General features: G+C 66.0%; 18 protein-coding genes and 1 tRNA gene. 11 read left to right on the top strand and 8 right to left on the bottom strand.

Annotation, left to right across the window (positions count from 1 at the left end):
- Window positions 1–8 precede the first annotated feature (8 nt).
- Entirely contained in the window at window positions 9–1793 is a 1785-nt protein-coding gene (locus PQ467_RS00875; protein ID WP_274174696.1) for a peptide MFS transporter, read from the bottom strand.
- A 105-nt stretch (window positions 1794–1898) separates the two neighbouring features.
- Between PQ467_RS00875 and PQ467_RS00870 the strand changes: the two genes are divergently transcribed.
- From PQ467_RS00870 to PQ467_RS00840, 7 genes are all read left to right on the top strand, one after another.
- Window positions 1899–2252: a GntR family transcriptional regulator gene (locus PQ467_RS00870; RefSeq protein WP_274174695.1), complete on the top strand. Its 354-nt coding sequence runs from the start codon at window positions 1899–1901 to the stop codon at window positions 2250–2252.
- Between the two features lie 187 nt (window positions 2253–2439).
- Window positions 2440–2718: an integration host factor subunit beta gene (locus PQ467_RS00865; protein ID WP_168603153.1), complete on the top strand. Its 279-nt coding sequence runs from the start codon at window positions 2440–2442 to the stop codon at window positions 2716–2718.
- Between the two features lie 137 nt (window positions 2719–2855).
- A tRNA-Leu gene (locus PQ467_RS00860) sits at window positions 2856–2940 on the top strand.
- 33 nt (window positions 2941–2973) lie between these two features.
- Window positions 2974–4182 (top strand): glycosyltransferase family 2 protein, encoded by a 1209-nt coding sequence (locus tag PQ467_RS00855; RefSeq protein WP_274174694.1) that lies wholly within the window; start codon window positions 2974–2976, stop codon window positions 4180–4182.
- A complete protein-coding gene (locus PQ467_RS00850) occupies window positions 4182–4880 on the top strand; it encodes a class I SAM-dependent methyltransferase (protein ID WP_274174693.1) in 699 nt (232 codons plus the stop codon). The genes PQ467_RS00855 and PQ467_RS00850 overlap by 1 nt, the downstream gene beginning before the upstream one ends.
- Window positions 4877–5263, top strand: a complete 387-nt coding sequence (locus PQ467_RS00845; RefSeq protein WP_274174692.1) for a GtrA family protein — start codon at window positions 4877–4879, stop codon at window positions 5261–5263. Before PQ467_RS00850 ends, PQ467_RS00845 begins: the two co-directional genes overlap by 4 nt.
- Window positions 5264–5517: 254 nt before the next feature.
- Window positions 5518–6609: a glycosyltransferase family 4 protein gene (locus PQ467_RS00840; protein WP_274174691.1), complete on the top strand. Its 1092-nt coding sequence runs from the start codon at window positions 5518–5520 to the stop codon at window positions 6607–6609.
- On the opposite strand, the gene PQ467_RS00835 is transcribed toward PQ467_RS00840, so the two are convergent.
- Window positions 6596–8296: a hypothetical protein gene (locus tag PQ467_RS00835; RefSeq protein WP_274174690.1), complete on the bottom strand. Its 1701-nt coding sequence runs from the start codon at window positions 8294–8296 to the stop codon at window positions 6596–6598. The genes PQ467_RS00840 and PQ467_RS00835 overlap by 14 nt on opposite strands.
- 174 nt (window positions 8297–8470) lie before the next feature.
- Between PQ467_RS00835 and PQ467_RS00830 the strand changes: the two genes are divergently transcribed.
- Genes PQ467_RS00830 through PQ467_RS00820 form a run of 3 tightly spaced genes read left to right on the top strand, consistent with a single transcriptional unit; the run spans window position 8471 to window position 12167 of the window.
- A complete protein-coding gene (locus PQ467_RS00830; protein ID WP_274174689.1) occupies window positions 8471–10054 on the top strand; it encodes an NAD(P)/FAD-dependent oxidoreductase in 1584 nt (527 codons plus the stop codon).
- On the top strand, window positions 10054–10464 hold the full coding sequence (locus PQ467_RS00825) for a GtrA family protein (protein ID WP_274174688.1): 411 nt from the start codon (window positions 10054–10056) through the stop codon (window positions 10462–10464). Before PQ467_RS00830 ends, PQ467_RS00825 begins: the two co-directional genes overlap by 1 nt.
- Window positions 10461–12167 (top strand): hypothetical protein, encoded by a 1707-nt coding sequence (locus tag PQ467_RS00820; protein ID WP_274174687.1) that lies wholly within the window; start codon window positions 10461–10463, stop codon window positions 12165–12167. The genes PQ467_RS00825 and PQ467_RS00820 overlap by 4 nt, the downstream gene beginning before the upstream one ends.
- Here the strand turns inward: PQ467_RS00820 and msrB are convergent.
- Genes msrB through PQ467_RS00805 form a run of 3 tightly spaced genes read right to left on the bottom strand, consistent with a single transcriptional unit; the run spans window position 12164 to window position 14875 of the window.
- Complete coding sequence (gene msrB / locus PQ467_RS00815) at window positions 12164–12637, bottom strand: peptide-methionine (R)-S-oxide reductase MsrB (protein ID WP_443192966.1); 474 nt, start codon at window positions 12635–12637, stop codon at window positions 12164–12166. The genes PQ467_RS00820 and msrB overlap by 4 nt on opposite strands.
- 55 nt (window positions 12638–12692) lie before the next feature.
- Window positions 12693–13934, bottom strand: a complete 1242-nt coding sequence (locus PQ467_RS00810; RefSeq protein WP_274174686.1) for an ABC transporter permease — start codon at window positions 13932–13934, stop codon at window positions 12693–12695.
- A complete protein-coding gene (locus PQ467_RS00805; RefSeq protein WP_274174685.1) occupies window positions 13931–14875 on the bottom strand; it encodes an ABC transporter ATP-binding protein in 945 nt (314 codons plus the stop codon). The genes PQ467_RS00810 and PQ467_RS00805 overlap by 4 nt, the downstream gene beginning before the upstream one ends.
- Before the next feature lie 54 nt (window positions 14876–14929).
- On the opposite strand from PQ467_RS00805, the gene queG reads away from it, so the two are divergent.
- The gene (gene queG / locus PQ467_RS00800; RefSeq protein ID WP_274174684.1) at window positions 14930–15994 is read left to right on the top strand and encodes a tRNA epoxyqueuosine(34) reductase QueG; all 1065 of its coding nucleotides are present in this window, start codon (window positions 14930–14932) and stop codon (window positions 15992–15994) included.
- A gap of 243 nt (window positions 15995–16237) precedes the next feature.
- Here queG and PQ467_RS00795 read toward each other — a convergent pair whose 3' ends face one another.
- The 3 genes from PQ467_RS00795 to PQ467_RS00785 form a co-directional block, all read right to left on the bottom strand.
- Complete coding sequence (locus tag PQ467_RS00795) at window positions 16238–20983, bottom strand: NAD-glutamate dehydrogenase domain-containing protein (RefSeq protein WP_274174683.1); 4746 nt, start codon at window positions 20981–20983, stop codon at window positions 16238–16240.
- A gap of 184 nt (window positions 20984–21167) precedes the next feature.
- Window positions 21168–22037, bottom strand: coding sequence for a tetratricopeptide repeat protein (locus tag PQ467_RS00790; RefSeq protein ID WP_274174682.1), 870 nt, complete (start codon window positions 22035–22037; stop codon window positions 21168–21170).
- A 6-nt stretch (window positions 22038–22043) separates the two neighbouring features.
- Entirely contained in the window at window positions 22044–22784 is a 741-nt protein-coding gene (locus PQ467_RS00785; protein WP_274174681.1) for an alpha/beta fold hydrolase, read from the bottom strand.
- Between the last annotated feature and the right edge of the window lie 70 nt (window positions 22785–22854).

Below are 22854 nucleotides of genomic sequence, written 5' to 3'. Positions count from 1 at the left end.
CCCCTGTGTTAACTCACCCCATGCATCAGCTTTCGGATCGCCCCCGACAGCGCCAGCAGCACCAGCCCCACGCCGATGGTCACCATCCCAATCTGGGTAAACACGCCGACATAGGTATCGAGGCTGAGCTTCAGATTGGTGACCTGGCCCCCTACGGTTTCCACCGTCGCCATTTGCGCCAGCAATCCCGCGCCATATTGCCCCATGGCCAGCGAGAGATACCACGCCCCCATCATCAGCCCCACCACGCGCGCGATGGACAGTTTGGTGATCATCGACATGCCGACCGGCGAAATGCACAATTCGGCCACCGAATGGATCAGATACAGCCCCGCCAGCCAGCCCAGCCCTACCCGGTAATCGGCCCCGGCAAAATGCGTGCCCAGCACGAGGAACAGGAAGCCCGCACCCACCCCGATCAGCCCCATGCTGAACTTGACGGGAATCGAAGGCTCCCACCCGCGCCGGGCCAGCACCGACCACAGCGCCCCCATCACCGGGGCCAGCGTGATGATGCCGATGGCGTTGAACTGCTGGGTGCCGGGCGCCGACATTTCGAACCATCCGAACACCGAGCGGTCGACATTGCGGTCGGCAAAGAGTGTCAGCGACGATCCGGCCTGTTCAAACAGGCTCCAGAACACGGTGTTGAACACCATCAGGATGATCGCGGCCAGCATCATCTCGAACTCGGCCCGGCTGCCCGCGCGCCATGACCAGATGAGGATGGCGGGCAGGCTGATGCCGAAAGTGGCGCAGAGCAGCTTGCCCATCACCGGCAGGCCCATCAGATAGCCGATGAAGCCTGCACCCGCCGTCGGGGCAGGGGCATGCATCAGGTTGGTGAAGAGGAAATAGCAGGCCGGAATCGCCAATATTGCCGCCGGATAGATCCACAGCGCCGGATCGCGGCCCGCCACCACCGGCGGTTCGCCCAATCCGCCAAGGCTGCGCTGGCTGTAATGCATCATCGCCCATGCGATCAGCATCACCGCCCCCGCCGAGGCCAGCCCCGTCCCCCAGCCGAAATGGTCGGCCAGAATCGGGCAGGCCATCTGCCCCAGCCATGAGCCAAGGTTGATGCCCATGTAAAAGATGCTGAAACCGGCATCGCGCCGCTGGTCGCCATCGGCATAGAGCAGGCCGACGATGGTGGCGATATTGGGCTTGAAAAAGCCATTGCCCACCGCCACCGCCGAGAGCGCCATCAGCGTGATCGCCAGACGCAGCTCATCCCGGTCCGCGCCCTCCTTCAGTACACCGGGTGCCAGATGGCGCGCCACCGATCCATCGGGCGCGATCAGGTCGATGCTGCCATCCTCCTGCCCCTTGATGAGCAGGGGGCGGCCATGGTCGATCACCGCGCGGGTTTCATTGGCCGCGCTGGTGGGGCCGTCGCGGTAATGCTCGACCACGATTTCATGGCGCGCGCCGTCATAGTCGGCCCATGGCCGCGCCGGAGAGCCCCCCAGCGCCAGCGCGAAATAGCCCGCCGCCATAATCAGCGCGCCGAATTTGACCGCCCGTTTCGACCCCAGATACTGATCCGCCAGCAGCCCCCCGATCAGCGGCGTCAGATAGACCAGCGCGGTATAGCCGCCATAGATCCCCGCCGAGACCCGGTCGCCCAACAGGAAGTGTTTGGTCAGATAGAGCATGAGCAGCGCGCGCATGCCGTAATAGCCAAAGCGCTCCCACATCTCGATGGCGAACAGGCGGGCCAGCGGGCGAGGATGGCCCATCCATGTGGGGCCGGTGGCGGCGCTTTGGGCCGCGTCGGAAGGTGTCGTCATGGGCGCGCAAACTAACATCGAAGTAAGCAAAGGAAAGCGCCAAGTTGGGGGCATTATGCGATGGTGCCGCTTGTGTGAGGCGCTGTATTATGGCAGTGATGCGCCATGACAGCCAGTACCCGCCCGGTCTATCTGAAATTGCGCGATATGATCGCGGCGGCCATCATGGACGGCACCTATCCCGAAGGTGCGATGCTCCCCTCGGTGCGTGCATTGGCCGCCGAACAGGGCGCCAATCCGTTGACCGTGGCCAAGGCCTATCAGCAATTTCAGCTCGATGGCCTGGTCGAGGTGCAGCGCGGGGTGGGCATGATCGTGGCGCCCGGCGCGCGGACATGGCTGCTTGATGCTGAAAAGAAACGCTTTTTGCAGAATGAATGGCCCGATGTGCTGGCGCGCATCGCCCGCCTTGGGCTGCGCGTTGACGATTTGCTGGATGTTGCCGCCCGTTCGGAATGAACCGGCGGGCCAAACCATCGCGGGGCCAAGGCGTCCCACCGTAATGCACCTAGGGTCGCTATTGTACAAAGTCTTGAACTTCTGTACATAAACCTGTCCGAGCCGAGCAATAAGACTCGCGCCGGAGAGAGGTTGTTTGAACGGTCGGGCCATTGGAATGGGACCGCGGCCCAGAGGGGGTTTGTTCATGATCAGATCTGAACTGTTGCAGGCACTGGCAAAGGCTAATCCTGAATTACGGACCGACGATGTTGAAAAGATCGTCGATGTGTTTTTCGATGAAATTGCCCAGCGACTGGCCGAAGGCGGCCGGGTGGAATTGCGCGGCTTTGGCGCATTTTCGACGCGCGAACGCGATCCCCGCAAGGGGCGCAATCCGCGCACCGGCGAGGCGGTTGACGTTCCGGGCAAGAAAGTGCCCTTTTTCAAGCCGGGCAAGGAGATGCGCGCAAGGCTTAATGTCTGAACGCGCATAAACGCAACGTGATGTGAAAGGCGCAGGCTGTCCGTGGGGGGGCGGCCTGCGTTTTTTTCATGGCGCGCGCGCGCATCGGGGCCTCTTGCCGTTTGCGCGCCGATCTGCCAGAGCCATGCTCCTGCCTTGCGGACGTGGCGGAATGGTAGACGCCAGGGACTTAAAATCCCTTGAGCTTTGCTCGTGCGGGTTCGAGTCCCGCCGTCCGTACCAGCGCAGATGCGCCAAGGGGGTCGGGGGCAAGCAGTGAGCCAAAGCGAGCAGGCAGCGCAGGGGATTGATGTTTCCATCATCATGCCCTGTCTTAACGAGATTCAGAGCCTGCCGCATTGCATCGCCAATGCCAAGGAGGCCGCCCACCGGATCGAGGTGGCCTATGGCCTGCGCAGCGAGATCGTGATTGCCGACAATGGCAGCACCGACGGATCGCAGGCCTATGCCACGGCGCAGGGCGCGCGCGTGGTGCCGGTGCCCCGGCGCGGCTATGGCGCGGCGCTGATCGGCGGGTGTGAAGGGGGCTATGGCCGCTATCTGCTGATGGGCGATGCCGATGGCTCGTATGATTTCAACGATGGCGTGGCGATGATCGGGCAACTGGTCGAGGGTGCGGACCTGTGCATGGGGTCGCGCTTTGCCGGCGGCATCGCCAAGGGCGCGATGCCATGGAAAAACCGTTATATCGGCAATCCGGTGCTGACGGGCATTTTGAACCTGTTTTACCGCAGCGGTATTGATGATGCCCATTGCGGCATCCGCGCGATCACCAAGCGGGCGTTTCAGGAATGCGCGCTGTCCTCGACCGGCATGGAATTTGCCAGCGAGATGGTGATCAAGGCATCCCTGCGCGGTCTGCATATCGAACAGGTGCCGGCCAAGCTGCAACCCGACCTGCGCGACCGGGCGCCGCATCTGCGCCCGTGGCGCGATGGGTGGCGGCATTTGCGCTATCTGCTGATGCTGTCGCCCACATGGGTATTCGGCGTGCCTGCGCTGATTGCGATGCTGGCGGCGGTGGCGATTCTGGGCGTGGCGATGGGCTTTGACATGGGCTGGCTGGCGGGCAATCCGGTGGTTGGAGCGGGCTGGACGATTCTGGCCGGTTTCCTGCTGACGGTGGGCCATTTTGCCGCGATCATGGCGATGGCGACCCATTTTTACGGCGTGCGCACCGGCTATCGCGACCTGAACGGCTGGTTCGACCGGTTCAGCCCGATATTGACGCTCGAACATGCGCTGGTGCTGGGGCTGGGGCTGATGGTGTTTTCGGGCGCGGCGCTGGCGGTGATCGGCATCAACTGGCGGGCGGGGGGCTATCTGCCGCTGCCCTCGGTGCTGCCGCTGGTGGTGGCCGCGGCGGCGGGGGCCATCGGGGTGCAGACCGCGCTGGGCGGGTTTCTGCTGGCGATCATTGCGGGCCATGATGCGGCCTTTGTGCCGGGTGAGGAAGATTTGTGATGCATAACACGCGCCGGGTTTCCCCCTCCTTGTGGCATACGGACTGGCTGCAACTGGCGCCTTTGTCGAAACTGATCCGGGCGCAGGCGGAGCGATTGCCCAAGGGCGCCAGCATCCTCGATCTGGGCTGCGGGGATCAGCCCTATGCGGCATTGCTGGGCGGGATGGGGCTGGATTACCGCCCGGCCGATATTGACGATGATGCCGCCGCCAAGGGCAAATTGCCGATCGGGCCGGACGGTCGGGTGCCTTTGCCCGATCACAGCGTGGACGCGATCCTTTCGGCGCAGGTGCTGGAGCATGTGCCCGATCTGGACGCCTATTGCGCGGAAATCCGCCGTTTGCTGAAACCGGGCGGCACGCTGATCCTGTCCACCCATGGCAGTTGGTTCTATCACCCCCACCCGGAGGACCATCGCCGCTGGACCCGCACCGGCCTTGCGCTGGACCTGAAAACACGCGGGATCGCGGTGGAGGAAATGCACTCGATCTGCGGTCCGCTGGCCACCACAACGATGATCCGGCTGACCGCCTTTGCCTTTGTCCTGCGCAAGCTGCCGGTGATCGGGCCGATCATCGCGGGCGCGCTGGCGGTGGTGATGAATGCGCGCGCGGTGGTCGAGGATGCGATCACGCCGGCCGCCATGCGCGACGACAATGCCTGCGTCTATCTCGTGCGGGCGCATGTTGCGGTATGAGTTTGCGAACCGGGCTGGCCTATGGCTTTGTCGCGGCCACCTGCCTTGGCCTGCATAATGGCGTGATGATCGCCACCGATTGGGCGATGCGGGGCGCCGGGCCGCTGGCCATATCCAGCGTCGGCTTTGCCCTGTCCTTCATCCTCGTCTCGCTCGTCGGCTATGCGCTCCACTCGCACCTGACCTTTCGCGAACCGATGAGCCTTGGCCGCTATGGCCGCTATGCGCTGGCCATGAGCACCAACACCCCGCTGGCGCTGGGCGTGACATGGGTGTTGCGCGGGCCGGTAGGGCTGGCGATGGTCTATGCCGCGCCCTTGGCCTCCTGTCTGATGGTGGGGATGAATTTCCTGCTCTCGCGCTGGGCGATTGTTCGGAAATAGGTTTTGCCTCCGGCGGGCAAAGGGCGGGGGCCCTTTGCAATCCCGTTAATGGGGTGGTGTGAGACAGGCCATGCTGCGTGTTGCGTGAAGGATTTTAAAGCCTGCGGCGCTTTTCAGCGCTACTTTGCCGCGCCGCAGGCTTTAAAAACCATCCCCCATCCGCATCCCTGCGAACGGAAGCACCACCACAAAACGGGATTGCAAAGGGACAAGTCCCTTTGCCCGCCGGAGGCAAACCCATTAAGACCCACCCCATGCACATCCTCATGGTCAGCCATTTTTTCGAAAGCCACCTTGGCGGGATAGAGCGGGTGGCGGGGCATTTGTCGCGGCAGATGGCGGCGCAGGGGGCGGACGTAACGTGGACGGCCAGCGGGCAGGATCCGGCGCCGGTGGATATTCCCACGCTCTGCCTGTCCTGCATCAACCCGACGGAGAAGCTGACGGGCCTTCCCATGCCGATTCCGGGGCCGGTGGGTATGGCGGCGCTGTGGCGGGCGGTGGGGCGGGCCGATGCGGTGGTGGTGCATGATGCGCTGTATGTCACCTCGATCCTGGCGCTGGCGATGGCCAGATTGCGCGGGCGGCGGGTGGTGCTGATCCAGCATATTGCGGGCATTCCCTTTGCCTCGGGTGTGATGCGGGCGGTGATGGCGCTGGCCAACGCTGTTGTGACGCGCCCGATGCTGTGGGCGGCGGACCGGCTGGTGTTTATTTCCGACACGGTGCGGCGCGATCTGTTAGGCGATCCGGCGCGGCGCGATTATGCGCTGCTGTTCAACGGGGTGGATGGCGATGTGTTCACGCGGCTGGGCCCGGCGGCGCAGGGTCTGCCCGAGGGTAAAAGGCGCGTGCTGTTCGTGGGCCGCTTTGTGGAAAAGAAGGGCCTGTCGATTCTGCGCGCTGTGGCGGCGATGCGCCCGGATGTGGCTTTTCTGCTGGCGGGGGCGGGGCCGATCCGGCCTGCGTCATGGGGGCTGGCCAATGTCCATGATTTGGGGCCACAGGCACCTGCGCAATTGGCCGCGCTTTATCGCAGCGCCGATTGCCTGCTGCTGCCCAGCGTTGGCGAGGGCTATCCGCTGGTGATACAGGAGGCGATGGCTTGCGGACTGCCGGTCATCTGCGGCGCACCCACGCATCTGGCGGATCCGGAGGCCGGGCCATTCCTGCGCGGCGTGGCGGTCGATCTGGCCGATGCGGAGGGCAGCGCGGCGCGCGTGGCCGCGATGCTGGACGCACCCGGCCCGACCATGGCCCAGCGCGCCCAGATGGCGGCATGGGCGGCTGCGCGCTATTCGTGGGCCGCGATGGCGCGCGCGATTATGGGCCTTACAACAGGCTGATCACCTTGCACCCGGCGCGGGTGAACTCCTGCGTATGCCATGCCCGGCGGCGCGTGGTGGTGCGGCCCGGCATCATGTTGAGCGCGCGTCCGATGCCGAAATAGAAACCGCGCGCGGGCAGGGCCACCGTTTGCCCATGGGCGCATAGGCGCGGGGCGATTTCTTCGAGATCATCATAGTCATATTCGATCAGCCGCAGCGGGCGGTTCGACAGATCGGGCCGGTTGATCCCCAGATCAAGCGCGAGCGGCGCGTCATAATTGCCGATGATGACATAATCGGCATGCACCGTATCGATCTTCGCGCTGGCATCGGCAAAGGCGCCATAGAGGCGATGGGCAAACCAGCCCTGCATCGGGATCAGCACCAGCAAGGTCAGCGCCGAAATCGCCACCAGCCCCCCACGCAGCCGATCGCGCCGCGCCGTCCCCAGGTTTTGCCAGCCCAGCGCGCCCAACAGCGCCACATTGCCCAGCATCGGATGGAGATAGCGATAGCCAAAGCCATGGCCCTGATAAGGCAGGATCAGCCCCATCACCACCACCACAATCACCACCCCGGCCAGCAGCGCCAGCACCCGCCCGTCGCGCCGCCCCGCCCATGCGCCGATGGCCGCCAGCACCCAGAGCGCGGGATGCGTCCATGCCGCCATGCGCAGCAGATTGGCCGCCATCAGCGTGCCATTGTCGCTGTTCTGCGCCAGCGTTTCCATCAGGCGCGAGACATAATCGCTGCCCGCCTCGACCAGCACCGAATCCGGCCCGCGCACCGCATCAAGCGTCAGATGCGGCCACCACAGCCAGAACAGGCCGACCGCCAGATAACCCGCCACGAACAGCGCCAATCGACCCCAGCGTCGCTCCCACAGCAAAAGCGCCAGCCATGGCGCCACGAACATCGGGTGAAACAGCGGCTGATGCAGCCCGGTGGCGATAAAACCCACCGCCAGCGCGGCCAGATCGCCCCGCCGCGTATCGCGCAGGAACAGCCAAAGCCAGACCAGATTGAAGGCCAGATGGGCGGGCATGGCAAAGCGGCTCATCGCCGAAAACAGCACCTGGCCCGAGAGCAGGAACAGCGCCATCATCACCGCCAGCGCATCCTGATCCGGCCCCAGCAACCGCCGCCCCACGCGCCAGAGCGCCAGCACCGAGACCGCCATCAGCAGCGGCGCCTTGAGCGGGCCAAACAGGGCCTCGAGCATCGCATTGCCCGGCAGATAGGTCGACACCCATGCCGCGGGCCGCGCCAGCGGCATCATGAACAGCGTGTTGAGCGCGGGCAGATCGACGCGCCATGCCAAAGGCACCGGCCATGCCAGACGCCCCGCGCGATAGATCGCGGCATCGAAACTGACCATCTGCTCGTCGCGGCTGAGGTCATAACCCGCCAGCACCAGATAATGCCCCGCCAAAACCGCCAGCGCGGCCAGACCCGCCAACGCCCATGGCGTGCGCGGGCCCATCCGCCACGGCCCGACCCGCCGCCAGCGCCGCATCGCCACCGCCGCCCCGGCCCATGCCCAGAGCATGGCCAGCAGCAGCCATTGATCCTGCAACTTGCGATAGAAAACCGTGATTTCGGGATGGGCGGGCGGCGCGGCCACCCACAGGCCCGCCAACACCAGTGCCCAACCCACCATCAACGCCCAGAGCCATCGGCCCCCCGGCGCGGCATCCTTGCCCATTCATCCCGCCTTGTCTTACCCAACCCGGCGCCATCCTGCCCCAGCGCGCGGCAAATGGCCAGTGGGCGCATCGCGCCGGGTAATTAGGCATATTTGCGTGGATCAAAGGGGCTGCTTAACGATTTGTTGGCCATTTTCCTTCACCTCAATGTGGGACGGAATTTGGGGAATCAGATGGTTTTTGGCGGCCTTGAAACGGGTGGTGCGGGCAAAGGCGCGATGGTCGATGTGGCGATCATCGGCGCGGGGCCGGCCGGGCTGACGGCGGCCTATCTGCTGACAAGGGCGGGGATGAGCGTGGCGGTCATCGAGAAGGATGAGCGCTATGTCGGCGGCATTTCGCGCACGGTCGAGCATGAGGGCTATCGTTTCGACATCGGCGGCCACCGGTTCTTTTCCAAATCGCAGGCGGTGGTCGATCTGTGGAACGAGATCCTGCCCCATGATTTCATCCAGCGCCCGCGCATGAGCCGGATCTATTACGAGGGCAAATTCTACTCCTATCCGCTGCGCGCTTTTGAGGCCTTGCGCAATCTGGGCCTGTGGCGCAGCGCCGCCTGCATGGCCAGCTTTGCGCGGGCCAAGGCTTTTCCGCGCAAGACTGTGAAATCCTTTGAGGACTGGACAGTTAACCAATTCGGGCAAAAGCTGTTTTCGATCTTTTTTAAAACCTATACCGAAAAGGTATGGGGCATGCCCTGCGATGAAATGAGCGCGGATTGGGCGGCGCAGCGAATCAAGGGGCTCTCGCTCTGGGGCGCGGTGGTCGATGGGCTGAAGCGCTCGCTGGGGCTCAACAAGCGGCCCAATGACGGGATGGCGACCAAGACGCTGCTCGAATCGTTTCGCTATCCCCGCCTTGGGCCGGGCATGATGTGGGAGGCCGCGCGCGACCATGTAATCGCCAGCGGGCGCGGACAGGTGTTGATGGGCCATACGCTCAAACAGCTTTCGCAAGGGGGCGATGGCGCGTGGCGTATGACCGCCGCCCATGCGGCGGGCGAGACGGTGGTCCATGCCGCCCATGTCATCTCCAGCGCGCCGATGCGCGAACTGGCGTGCCGCATCCATCCGCTGCCTGCCAGCCTGCCGCAGGCGATGGAATTGAAATATCGCGATTTCCTGACCGTCGCGCTGAAAATCCGGTCGCAGGATCTGTTTCCGGACAATTGGATCTATATCCACGATTCCAAGGTTCAGGTTGGCCGCATCCAGAATTTCCGCAGCTGGTCGCCCGAAATGGTGCCCGAGGCGGGGGTGGCCTGTGTGGGTCTGGAATATTTCTGTTTTGAGGGCGATGGCCTGTGGTCGCAAAGCGATGCGGACCTGATTGCCCTGGCCACGCGCGAGATGGAGATTCTGGGCCTTGTCCGCGCAGAGCAAGTCATCGGCGGCGCGGTGGTACGTCAGGAAAAGGCCTATCCGGTCTATGACGAAACCTATGCCGAACAGGTGGCCGCCATGCGCGCCGATCTTGAGGCGCGCTTCCCCACGCTGCATATGGTGGGGCGCAACGGGATGCACCGCTACAACAACCAGGATCACGCGATGATGACCGCCATGCTGACGGTGGAAAACATCAAGGCCGGGGCGCGGATCTATGACATCTGGCGCGTGAACGAGGACGCCGAATATCACGAGGCGGGCGATGAGGGCGCGCAGACCAGCGCGACGCCCACGCCCGATCAGGTCGCCGCGCTGGCCTCGCTCCGCCCTGTGCCGCAAAGGGTGGCGGTGCAAAAGCAACGGGCGGCCTGATGCGCGGCCGCATTCCTGTCCTTTGGGGGGCGCGGAGATGGCGCTATCTGGGCGTCAGCGCGGTCGCGCTCGGGGCGGATATGGGGGCGTTTGTGGCGTTGATACAGACGGGCGTTGCGGCGGCTGGGGCCTCGGCGCTGGCCTATGGGCTGGGGGTGGCGGTGCATTGGTGGCTGTCGGCGCGCGTGGTGTTTGCCGCGGCCGATGGTGCGGCGCGCTGGGTGCAAAAGGTGCTGTTTGTCGCCTCGGCGCTGGTTGGCCTCGGCCTGACGGTGGGCATTGTCGGGATCGGCGCAAGGGCCGGGCTTGATCCGCGTCTGGCCAAGATCGCGGCGGTGGGAATCAGTTTCATCGCCACATGGCTGCTGCGCGCGCTGGTGGTGTTTGCGCCCCGTCCGGCGGCGGCATGAGGGGCGATATCCGCGATTTTTTCAAACGTGTGGCGCTGGCCTATGGGCTGGTGGCCTTACTGCTTTTGCTGACCAATGCGGGGGCCATCGCGGCGGGGCATTTTCCCGATCCCGATGATGCGCTGCGGCTGGTTGAATTGCGCGACTGGCTGGGCGGGCAGGGCTGGTTTGATGTGACCCAGCACCGGATCGACCCGGCCCATGGCGGGGTGGCGATGCATTGGTCGCGGATCGTCGATGTGCCGCTGGCGCTGGTGGTGCTGGCTTTGCGGCCCGTGCTGGGGGGCGATGGGGCGGAAATGGCCGCCATGCTGATCGTGCCTCTGCTGACGCTGGCCATGGTGATGGTGCTGGCGGCGCGGGTGGCGTGGGAAAGGTTGGGGGCCGAGGCCACCACGCTGTCCTGCCTGACGCTGGCCATGTCGGTGCCGGTGGTGACGCAGATCCGGCCCATGCGGATCGATCATCACGGCTGGCAGGTGGCCGCCGCGATGCTGGCGCTGCAAGGGCTGATGACGCGCCATGCGCGGATCGGCGGGTGGATTTCGGGCGCGGCGCTGGCCATTGGCCTGTCGATCAGCCTTGAGGGCTTGCCGCTGACGGCGGTGTTTGGGGCGCTGGGCGCTTGGCGCTGGCTGCGCGGGGGGGAGACGCGCGATTGGCTTGCGCATTTCGCCGCGGCCTTGGCGGCGGTGTCGCTGGCCTGTTTTGCGGCCACGCGCTGGGGCGATTGGGCGCAGCATTGCGATGCCATCGCGCCGGTGCATCTGGCCATGTTCGTCTGGGCGGCGCTGGTTTTGCGCCTGTGGCGCGGCCCGGCGCTGGCGGGCTTGGCCATCGCGGGCGCGGGGGCTTTGGCGCTCTATCTTGGCCTTGCCCCGCAATGCCGGGGGGGCAGTTTCAACATGCTCGACCCGCTGGTCCAGCGCCTGTGGTATCAGCAGGTGGCCGAAGGGCTGCCGTTGTGGCGACAGGATTGGGCCACCGCCCTGCAGACCGTCGTGCCGCCCCTGTTCGCGCTTTTCGCCTGCGCTGGGCTGATGCGGCGCAGCACGGGCGAGGAGCGCGTGTGGTGGCAGGAATATACGCTGATCCTTGGCGGGGCGCTGGCTGTGGCGGTGTTGGTGACGCGGGCCGGGGCAGTGGCGGGGGCCTTTTCGGCGGTGCCGCTGGCCTGGCTGGTGGGCGAATGGCTGGTGGCGGCGCGGCAGGGGCGTCCGATCGCGGCGCTGGGCATTGTCGCGGCGATGGTGCCCTCGGCGCCCATCACGATTTGGGCCATGATGCCGCATAAGGCGTCTGCTCCGGCGGCCCTCACGGCGCAGCGCGTTTCGGCCTGCGAGGCGCGGCGCCATGCCGCTGTGCTCAACACTCTGCCGCAGGGGACCATTCTGGCCCCGCTCGACATCGGCCCGGACATTTTGCTGGGCAGCCGCGACAGTGTGCTGGCCACGGGCCACCATCGCGGGGCGCGCGGGATGCATGATGCCATCGCCGCCTTTGTCGCCGCGCCGGATGCCGCCCGCGCGATTATCCGCGCCAACCATATTGCCTATGTCGCGCTCTGTCCCGATCTGGGCGAGCCGCAGATCTATGCGCGCGAGGCCCCGCATGGGCTGGCGGCGCAATTGCTGGCCGGGCGCGCGCCGTCATGGCTGGCGCCGGTGGCGGCCGATGGCTTGCAGGTCTGGCGTGTAATCTAGGCCGGGACGAACTTCATCGCCGCCCCGTTCATGCAATAACGCAGCCCGGTGGGGCGCGGTCCATCGTCGAACACATGGCCCAGATGGCCCCCGCATTGCGCGCAATGGACCTCGGTGCGGGCATAGCCCAGTTCGTGATCGGTGCTGGTGCCGACCGCGCCGTTCAATGGCCGCCAGAAGCTGGGCCAGCCTGTGCCCGAGTCGAATTTGGTGAAGGAGGCGAAGAGCGGGTGATTGTCGGCCGCGCAGACGAAAGTGCCCTTGCGGTGTTCTTTCAGCAAAGGCGAGGTATAGGGAATTTCGGTTTGTTTGCCGCGCAGGATATTATACTGCGCGGGCGTCAGCCGTTTGCGCCACTCGGCATCGGGCAGGGTTAACGGAAAAGCGGCCCATGCCCGCGCCGGAATCAAGGCGGCGGCGGCAAGGCCGATGGTCATCTGGCGCAAAATCTGGCGGCGGGTGGGGCGCATGGCAAATCTCCCTTTTCCCCATATACGTGGGCGAGAGGCAGAAAGTTTCAAGCGTTCACTTTTTCCCGCGCAAGGCCGCGATCAGGCCCCGCTTTTGCCCCGTCCCCTGCGGCCCGCTTTTCATCACGCGCCGCCGGAACAGGGCCGCCCCGCCGCGCACGAATATCGTCACCCACAGCGCCTGCCAGCCCAGCGCCGCCAGATGGGGCCAGAGCGCTTCCTGCATCGCCGCGCGCGCCAGCATGGCAAAGGGTGAGGAGAAGGGCACCACCATCGCCGCGATCTCCACCCCCGAACCGGGGCGGGCCATCGCATAGGAAGCGAAGAAGAACACCATCAGTTGCGCCATCGTCACGGGCATGTTCAGCGTCTGGATTTCGCGCACCGAATTGGCCATCGAGCCGATGGCGAGGAAGATGGAGCCCAGCACCAGATAGGCCATGGCGAAATAGGCCACGCCCAGCGCAATGAACAAGGGCCAGCCCACCGCAGGCGTCACCAGTTCAGGAATATGCATCCAGCCCGCCATCGAGAGCGCCGCCCCCGACAAGGCCCAGACGCCGATCCCGACAAAGCTGATCGCCAGCATGGCGAAAAGCTTGCCGAAGAACACCGATTCCATGGGGATCGCGGCGGCGAGGATCTCGATGACCTTGTTGCCCTTTTCCTCCATGAGGTTCGAAAGCACCATGCCCGCCAGCAGCATGGTCAGCAGGAACAGCAGCGTCTGCCCGCCCTGCGCGGTCAGCACGCGATTATGCGCCTGCGCGGCGGTCGAGGTGGCCGTGGGGGCCAGCGCGACCGAAGGCAGCAGGTCCGGCCCATGGCCCGTGGCCCGCGCCGCGATCAGCGCCACCGCGCCCTGCCATGCGGCCAGGCGTCCGGGCGTGCCGGTCAGCACCGGATGGCGCGCCGTGCCCGAAATGATGGCGGAAAGATTGCCGCCATTGATACTTTTGTCGGCCAGCGCCGCGCGCACGTCGGGCATTTCGCCCGGACGCAGCCGCGCCACCACCACCAGATCGGGCAGGTCATCGCGCAGTGCCGGTTCGAGCGCATGGCGCGCGGTCAACATGGCGTCGATATCCTCGCCCGCCATCATCAGGCCGATTTGCGGCGTATCGACGGCATCCTCGACATGGGCGCCGATGCTGCCCGCCATGGCGCCCACAAAGAGCGGAAACAGCGGCCCCAGCAGGAAGAAGATGAAGCTGCGGCTCCACAGGATGGCGACGAAATCGCGCCGGGCGACGACAAAGGCGCCCGCAAGCGTCGAAAGGCGGCCCTTATGCATCATGCCACCTCCTCCTGCGTGGGTTGGCCCAGAGCGCGGGCGGCGGCCTCTCCGGCAATGGCGACGAAGGCGTCGTGCAGACCCGCCCGTTCGATGGAGAGCGAGAGAATGCCCGCTTCCCCCTCGATCAGCGCGCGCAGCAAAGGCTCGACCCCGGTTTCGGGCAGGGGGAAGGACCACAGGGCGCCTTCATGCCGCGCATCGGGCGGCAGGGCCGCGCGCCACGGTCCATCGGCGTGGCGGGTTTCAAGGCGGACCTGCGCCGGGATGCGGTCGCGCGCCACATCCACCGGCCCGGCAAAGGGCACGCGGCCCCCGGCGATGATCGCCACCTCGTCGCACAATCTTTCGGCATGGGCGATGACATGGGTGGAAAAAATCACCGTGGTCCCGCCCGCCGCCAATGCGCGGATCATCTTTTCCAGCTTGCCCTGATTGAGCGCATCAAGGCCGGAGAAGGGTTCATCAAAAATCACCAGATCGGGCTGGTGGACCAGCGTGCCAAGGATCTGCACCTGCTGCGCCATGCCTTTGGAAAGCTGGCGGATCTGGCGGTCGATGGCATAGGTCAGGCCGTGCTCCTCCATCATCGCCTTGCCGCGGCGGCGCCCTTCGGCCAGCGGCAGGCCGCGCAGCGCGCCCATGAAGGCAATCGCCTCATAGGTCTTCATCGTGGGGTAAAGTCCGCGCTCCTCGGGCAGATAGCCGATGCGATGGGCCACATCATGCGGGCGATCCGCGCCCAGAATGCGCCGCACCCCCGAATCCGGGTCGATAATCCCCTGAAGCATCCGCAAAGTCGTGGTCTTACCCGCGCCATTGGGGCCAAGGATGCCGTAAATCGCCCCTTGCGGCACGGACAGATCGACGCCATCGACGGCGGTGAACCCGTCAAACCGTTTGACGAGGCCGCGCGCCTCAATGGCCCAATCATTGCTCAGCACTTGCGGTTCCCCTAAGCGTTCTGGGTCATGCCCGTAACAGGATTTAGCCTCCCCTTGCTTAACAATGCCATCCCATCTCTGCAAAAAGCATTGGCGCAGGAAGCGGCGCGTCTGGGCTTTGCCGCCTTTGGTGTGGCGGCGGCGCAGGAGGACGAGGCCCGCGCGGCCCGCCTCGAACAATGGCTGGAGGCCGGGTCCTATGGTCAGATGGCATGGATGGCCGACCGCCTGCACCACCGCCGATCGCCGCAAGGATTGTGGCCCGAGGCGCAAAGCGTGATCGCGCTGGGCATGAGCTATGCGCCCGCTCATGATCCGCTGGCGCTGGCCGAGGTGGGGGATCGGGCGCGCATCTCGGTCTATTCGCAGGGGACCGATTATCACGATGTGGTGAAAAAGGCGCTCAAGGCGCTGGCCCGCTGGCTGGTCGATGCGGCGGCCAAGGCGGGGCTGGGCGAGATCGGGGTCAAGGTCTTTGTCGATACCGCGCCCGTGATGGAAAAGCCGCTGGCCGCCGCCGCCGGGCTGGGCTGGCAGGGCAAGCACACCAATGTCGTCAGCCGCCAGCATGGCTCATGGCTGTTCCTTGGCGCGATCTATACCACGCTGGCGTTTGAACCGGACCAGCCGGGCCGCGACCGCTGCGGTTCATGCCGCGCCTGTCAGGACGCCTGCCCCACCGGTGCTTTCCCTGCGCCCTATCAACTCGATGCGCGGCGCTGCGTGTCCTACCTGACCATCGAGCATAAAGGGCCGATCCCGTTGGAATTTCGCGAGGCATTGGGCAACCGCATCTATGGCTGCGACGATTGCCTCGCCGTGTGCCCCTGGAACAAATTTGCCGATGCCGCCGCGCGCCACCGCGCCTTCCTGCCCCGCGCCGAATTGGTCGCGCCCCGGATTGCCGAACTGCTGGCGCTGGACGATGCGGGGTTTCGGCAGCTCTTTTCCGGCTCGCCCATCAAGCGGATCGGGCGCAACCGCTTCGTCCGCAACTGTCTCTATGCGGCGGGGAACAGCGGGGATGCGGGGCTGATCGCTCCGGTTCGCGCACTGTTGGGGGATGAGGATGAGGCGGTGGCCGAGGCGGCGGTCTGGGCTTTGGACAGGTTGCGGTAGGGGATTAAGGGTTTTTGCCTCCGGCGGGCAAAGGGATTCATCCCTTTGCAATCCCATTAATGGGGGGTGATCGGTTGGCGGGGGTGGGATGGAAATAAAGCCTGCGGCGCGGAGGGGGCATCCTAATCCGCGCCGCAGGCTTTTAAATTATGACATTGCGTCCGACACCCATCCGCCGAACCCGATACACAACGCAGACAGTAATGGGAGCGCGAGGGACGAGTCCCTCGCATCTTACCCTTCTTATCGCATCAACAACCCCCGCGCCTGCCCGGCAATCTGAGCCAACAGGGCGGGCGTGGTGGGCACGACCTTGCGCGCGCGCTCGATCATGGCGCCAAAGCGTGCCACGCCCTCGGTTTGCGCGACCAGCCAGTCCTCGACGGCCCCTTGCGGATCGCCTCCGTTCCAGCGACCCAGCGCATCGAGCCGCATCTGCTGGAAATCGCGGGCGAGGCCGCCCACCAGCAGGCGTTCCCACGGATCGGAGGGCGAGAGGCGGGCGGCGGTGGCCTGCGCCCAGTCGAGGCCGAGCGCGGCGCCAAGGCTGGTAAAGGCCTTGGCCAGCGGGACGGCTTCGAGCCCGGCGCTGTGGGCCAGCGCGGCGACGCCCACGGCCCCGTCGAGGTCGAACAGGCGCACAACGCTGCTCAATTCCGCCTCATTGGCCCCCGCCACCGAGAGTTCGGCGCGCAGGCGGGCCGAACCGCTGCGCGCCTCGGAGACCAGCAGGCCGTCAAGCGCCCCCGCCAGTTCCTCCAGCGCCGGGGCCAGCGCATCGGCCAGCACCGAGGGGAATTCCTGCGCCGCGCCCGCGCGCAGCAGATCCGCCATATGCCCGCGCAGCGCCTGCGCCGCCCGTTCAAACAGCAGGATGCGGGCAGGCTCTTCCATATGCCCGCCCTCGATATCGTTCCACACCGGCCCCATGGCAAACAGCCGTTCGGCGGCGAGGAAGGCGGCGGCCACATCGGCAAGGCTCACGCCTTCCTCCTCGGCCAGTTCGAAGGGGTGGATAAAGCCCATCCGGTTGACGAGGCGATTGGCGATCCGCGTGGCCAGAATTTCGCGGCGCAGGCGGTGGTTCAGGATGTCCTGACGATAGGTTTCGCGCATCGCGGGCGGGAAGGCGGCGAGCAGGTCCTCCTCCAGCCCCGGATCGTCCAGCACGCCCGAATGCTCCAGCGCATCCTGCAGCACCAGTTTCGCGCTGGAGAGCAGCACGGCCAGCTCGGGGCGGGTAAAGCCTTCCCCATCCTCGGCGCGGCGGTGGAATGTGTCGGCGTCCGCCAGCCCTTCCGTGCGGCGGTCGAGATGGCCGCCCTCCTCCAGCACCTCGATCAGGCGGAAATAGCCGGGCACCGCCGCTGCCCCGCCGCTCTCAGCGATGGACAGGCCCAGCGCCTGCAACCGGTTATCCTCCAGCACCAGCTCGGCCACATCGTCCGTCATCGAGGAAAGCAGCGCCACGCGCCCATCCTCGTCCAGCCGCCCGGCCCGCTTGGCGCTGGCCAGCGCGATCTTGATGTTGACCTCCTTGTCCGAGCAATCGACGCCCGCCGAATTGTCGATGAAGTCGGGGTTGTCGCGCCCGCCCACGCCCTGCGCGCCATGCAGGCCATAGTCGATGCGCCCCGCCTGGGTGCAGCCCAGATTGCCGCCTTCGCCGATCACGCGGGCGCGCACATCGCCGCCGTTCACCCGGATCGCGTCATTGGCCGGATCGCCCACATCGGCATGGGCCTCATGCGGGGCCTTTACATAGGTGCCAATGCCGCCGAACCAGAGCAGATCGACCGGGGCCTTCAGTATCGCGGTCATCAGGCTGTCTGGGTCGATGCTTTCGCCTTCGATGCCCAATGCCTCGCAGATTTCGGGCGACAGGGGGATCGACTTCTGGGTGCGGGGGAATACGCCGCCGCCCTGCGAAATCAGGCTCTTGTCATAATCGTCCCAGCTTGACCGGGGCAGGGCGAAGAGGCGGTTGCGTTCTTCCCATGACTTTTCCGCGTCCGGCGCGGGGTCGAGGAAAATATGCCGGTGGTCAAAGGCCGCCACCAGCCGGATGGCCTTGGAGAGCAACATCCCATTGCCGAATACGTCGCCCGACATGTCGCCCACGCCCACCACGCGGACGGGGTCGGTCTGCACATCAATGCCCATTTCGCGGAAATGGCGCTGGACCGAAATCCATGCCCCGCGCGCGGTGATGCCCATCGCCTTGTGGTCATAGCCCTTCGACCCGCCGCTGGCGAAGGCATCATCCAGCCAGAAGTCCTTTTCCGCCGCCAGCGCATTGGCCGTGTCGGAGAAAGTCGCGGTGCCCTTGTCGGCGGCGACCACGAAATAGGGGTCTTCGCCATCGAGCACCACCATGCCCGCCGGATGCACCACCGCGCCATCGACGATATTGTCGGTAAGCGAGAGCAGCGTGCGGATGAAGAGCTTGTAGCTTTCGCGCCCTTCATTGGCCCATGCGTCGCGGTTTTGCGCCGGGTCGGGCAATTGCTTGGGATAAAAACCGCCCTTGGCCCCGGTGGGCACGATCACGGCGTTCTTCACCCGCTGCGCCTTCATCAGGCCCAGCACCTCGGTGCGGAAATCGTCGCGCCGGTCGGACCAGCGCAGGCCGCCGCGCGCCACCGGCCCGGCGCGCAGGTGGATGCCCTCGACGCGGGGCGAATAGACGAAGATTTCGCGCCACGGCAAAGGCTTGGGCAGGCCCGGCACAAGCGCGGAATCGAATTTGAAGGCCAGCGCCTCGCGCCCCGCCTCGACAAACGCATTGGTGCGCAGGCACGCATGGACCACCGCGCGGAAGGCGCGCAGCAGGCGGTCCTGGTTGATCGCCGTCACGCCCGCCAGCCCGTCGCGGATCGCCTCATCGGCGCCGGCTTCGGCCTTGTCGCGGTCATCAATGCCGGGCTGATGGCGCGCGCGCAGCAGATCGACCAGACCCAGCGTGACCATCGGCGCGCCCAGCAGCGCATCGACCGCCGTATCAATGCCATAGGACAGGCCCGTCTGCCGCAGATAGCGATAGAAGGCGCGCAGCCAGTTGGCCTCACGCGCGGAAAGGCCCACGCCCACGATCAGGCGGTTGAAGGCATCATTCTCGCCCGCGCCATGCAGCATCGCGGTCAAAGCGTCCTCGATGATCGGCGCATGGCCCAGCACCTCGGCCAGCGATTGCCCGCCGCGCAGGCTCAGCACGAAATCATGGATCGAACCCAGCGCCAGATCGCCCGATTCGAGCGTGGTGGGGATGGTGTCGATCACGCGGAACCCGAAATTTTCGAGCGCGGGCACGACATCGGACAGGACCAGCGAGCCATGGCGCTGATAAAGCTTGAGGCGCAATTGCCCTTCCTCGTCGCCGGGCAGGCGATAGAGGCGCACCCCGCGCTGGTGGGCCTCGTCGTCGGGCGCGCCGGTAATGCGGCGCAGATGGCCGATGTCCTGCGCGGCCTCGGCCGGGCCGTAAAGGTTGCGATAGGCAATCGGGAAAGCCCCGGCATAACGCGCGGCGATGGCGGCGGCGCGGCCCGGTTCCTCCGTGCGGGCGATTTCGGCCTCGACCGCATCGCCCCATCCGCGCAGCATGGCGCGCAGCCGCGCGTCCAGCGCCGCCTCATCGGGTTCGGGGCAGGCCTCCTGGCTTTCATCCACCGCGAGGGTGAAGCGCAATTGGGCCAGGTTCGATCCCTCGACCTCAAGGCTCCAGTCGATCACCTGACCTTGAATCGCCTCGCTCAGCATCTGGGCGATTTCGTGGCGGACCTCGGTGGCCACCGCATCGCGCGGCAGCCAGACGAAAGCGTAAATGTGCCGTTCAAGCGGCGCGCAGACCAGCGCGATGCGCGGGCGCGGTCGGTCGATCAGGCTCATCATGGCCAGCGCCACGCGCTCCATATCGGCATCGCTAAAGCCGATCATCAGATCATGCGGCAGGCTGGTCATCGCATGGGTCAGCACCTTGCCCGCATGGCCGTTGGGGCTGAACTCGTGCTTTTCCAGCAGGGCCGACAATTGCGCGCGCATCAGCGGCACATGGCCCGGCGCGGTGGCCAGCGCGGCGCTGGTCCACACGCCCGCATGGACCGAGAGCGCGGCCAGCTTGCCTTCCTCGATCACCGGCAGGATGAACAGGTCAAGCGGCACCCGGCGGTGCACATGGGCGATGCGATTGGATTTGACGATCAGCGGCAGACGGCCCGCGCCGCCCCGCGCCAGAAACTGGTCAAACCAAGCAAAGCAGCGGGCATAGGCAGGCGCGGAGAGCAATTCCCACGTGCTTTTCCGGCAAATGCCCAATGCGCCGGTCTGCGACCCATCGCGGCGGCGCACGACATGGCCCAGTTGGGTCAGCATCCCGTCGTTGAACCAGCGCAGCAAAGCCGCGCCCTCGGTGCGGTCCATCGCGTTCAGCGTGGCCGCGTCATCAACCATCGCGCGCTGGATCGCGCCCCAATCGCCGACGGCCGCGCGCACATCGCCCAGCGTCACGCCCAGCGCCGCCGAAATGGCCGAGCGCGTGCGCGCATCGGCCCGCGCGGTTTCCAGATAGACCATCGATTCGCGCGGGATGCCGGGTCCATGGTCCTCGGGAATCTCGGTGATTTCGCCGCGCCCGTCGCGCAGCACCGGCACCACCGGATGCAGCAGGCGGTCGATCACCAGCCCCTGAGCCGAGATCGTCGTGGCGATCGAATCGACAAGGAAGGGCATGTCTTCATTGATGATGGCGATGCGCATGAAACGCCCGCCCCCTTCGCGCGAGACATTTTCGATGGACAGCGCGGTCTGGGTTCTTTCGCGCCGCGCCCCCGCGCCCAGCAGGAAACGCGCCGCCGCCGTCAGGCCATCGGCGTCCAGATCGCCGTCGCCGGGCAATTGCGCCTCGGCCAGATGGCGGGCCAGCGCGGTTTCGCGCGGGTCGATGGCGGGGCTTTGCGAAAGGGAATCAGGCTTTTGAGCATTCTTCGTCATGGTCGGACACACTCTCCCCCCGTGGCCGGGGATGCGGCCGGGGCAGGAGGGGGATGCCCGGCTGCCCGGGGCCTGTATTACGTCTTGGTCTTGGTTCGCCTCATCCGGTCTAGCCATCAGAGGTTACGCATTTGTGTTATTTTATTACCGTAAACTCGCCAAGATGGGATCGCACTTATGCACTTTATTTTCCTGCCGTTTGGGCCGGGGTTGGCGGGCCGATCTGCGCCAGATAGGCTTTTGCGCGCGCGCCGCTTTCCGACTCGGGGCTGGTCCTGACCACTGATTCCCAGCTCTTGCGCGCCGCATCCTCGCGGCCCGACAGCATGGCGATCACGCCCGCCTCCACGCCGATGTCGCCATCGCGCGGGTCGAGCCGGGCGGCATTCTCGATCTGAACCTGCGCCTCGGCCAATTTGTTCATCCGGCGCGAGAGCGTGGCCGACAGCAGCCAGACCTGCGCATCATCGGGCAAGGCGGCGCGGGCGTCGGCCAGCACCGGCTCGGCCTCGACCGGGCGGCCCAGCGCGACCAGCGCGCGGGCGCGGTCCACCATGATGCCGCCCGCCAGCTCGGGCTTGGCCGCCGCGCGCGCATCGGCCAGCGCGCCGTCGAGCAGCGGCAGCGCATCGCCCGCCGCCCCCTGCGCCAGCGCGGCATTGCCCGCCATGGCGCCCGCCTGCGCCCGCCAAAGCGTGTCGGAGGTGGCATCATGGGCGGCGATGAAGGCGACGCGGGCCGCGCTCCACTGCCCTTGCCGGGACAGCGCGCTGCCAAGGCAGACATTGGCCTGTGCGCGGGTGATCTCATTTTCCCTGGCCGCATCCTTCACCCATTGGCGCGCATCGCTCAGCCCGCCTGCCGGATCGCTTTCGGCCGCGTCCATGCATTTGCGGAAATGGCTGGTCTGGGTTGGCCAGTCAAAGACGATGCCGCGCGGGCGGGGCGCGACGGGCCGGGGCCGGTCGATCTGGGGCAGGTTCAGCCCCGCAATGCCTCCGCCATTGAGCGCGGCGGCCTGGGCGACGAGGGGGATCAGGAAAACAAGGGCCATGGGTGATCAATCTGCAAGTGAAGCAAGGGTACGCAGCAGCAGGGCGATGTCCTCATCCCGGCTGAGACGATGATCGCCGCCTTTGACAAGGGTGAGCTGAACATCGCCCGAACGCAGCGCGCCCATCAGGCGATGGCCGATGGCGGGCGGAACATCGGCGTCCTCGATCCCGTGTAGCAGGCGGACCGGGGCGTCGAGGGGAATCGGGGCGTCGAGCTGCAATTGCGCCTGCCCATCGGCCCAGAAGGCGGCATGGGTCGGCGTCGGCTCGGGGCCATAGGGGTTGGGTTCGAGCACGGTTTGCCCGGCGGCCAATTGCGCCTTTTGCGCGCTGTCATAGCCCCACTCGGTAAAATCGGGGGCGGCGGCGATGCCCACCAGTCCGGCGATTCGCCCCGGCATCGCGCGGGCGATGAGAAGCATCAGCCACCCGCCCATGCTCGACCCCACCAGCACGACAGGCCCGGCGACATAGGCCTCGATCAGCGCGATCACCTCGTCGCGCCAGCGCGAGAGCGTGCCATCGGCAAAATTCCCCGCCGATTGCCCGCATCCCGAATAGTCCAGCAACAGGCAGGCCCGCCCCCCCGCCGCCGCCCAGTCAAACACCGCGCTGGCCTTGCCGCCCGCCATGTCGGACATATAGCCGGGCAGGAAGACGATGGTCGGCCCCGTTCCGGCAATGGTTCCGGCAATATGGCGATAGGCGATGGCGCGGCCATCGGGCATCATATGGGTTTGCGTCATGGCGCATCAGATGGGCCTGTTTCTCCGGCGGCACAAGTCGGCGCCTTTGCTGTTGAGCCTTGGCCGCGCG

The sequence above is a fragment of the Novosphingobium sp. KACC 22771 genome (assembly GCF_028736195.1).
GTDB lineage: Bacteria > Pseudomonadota > Alphaproteobacteria > Sphingomonadales > Sphingomonadaceae > Novosphingobium.
This window is presented reverse-complemented; position numbering and strand designations above follow the sequence as displayed.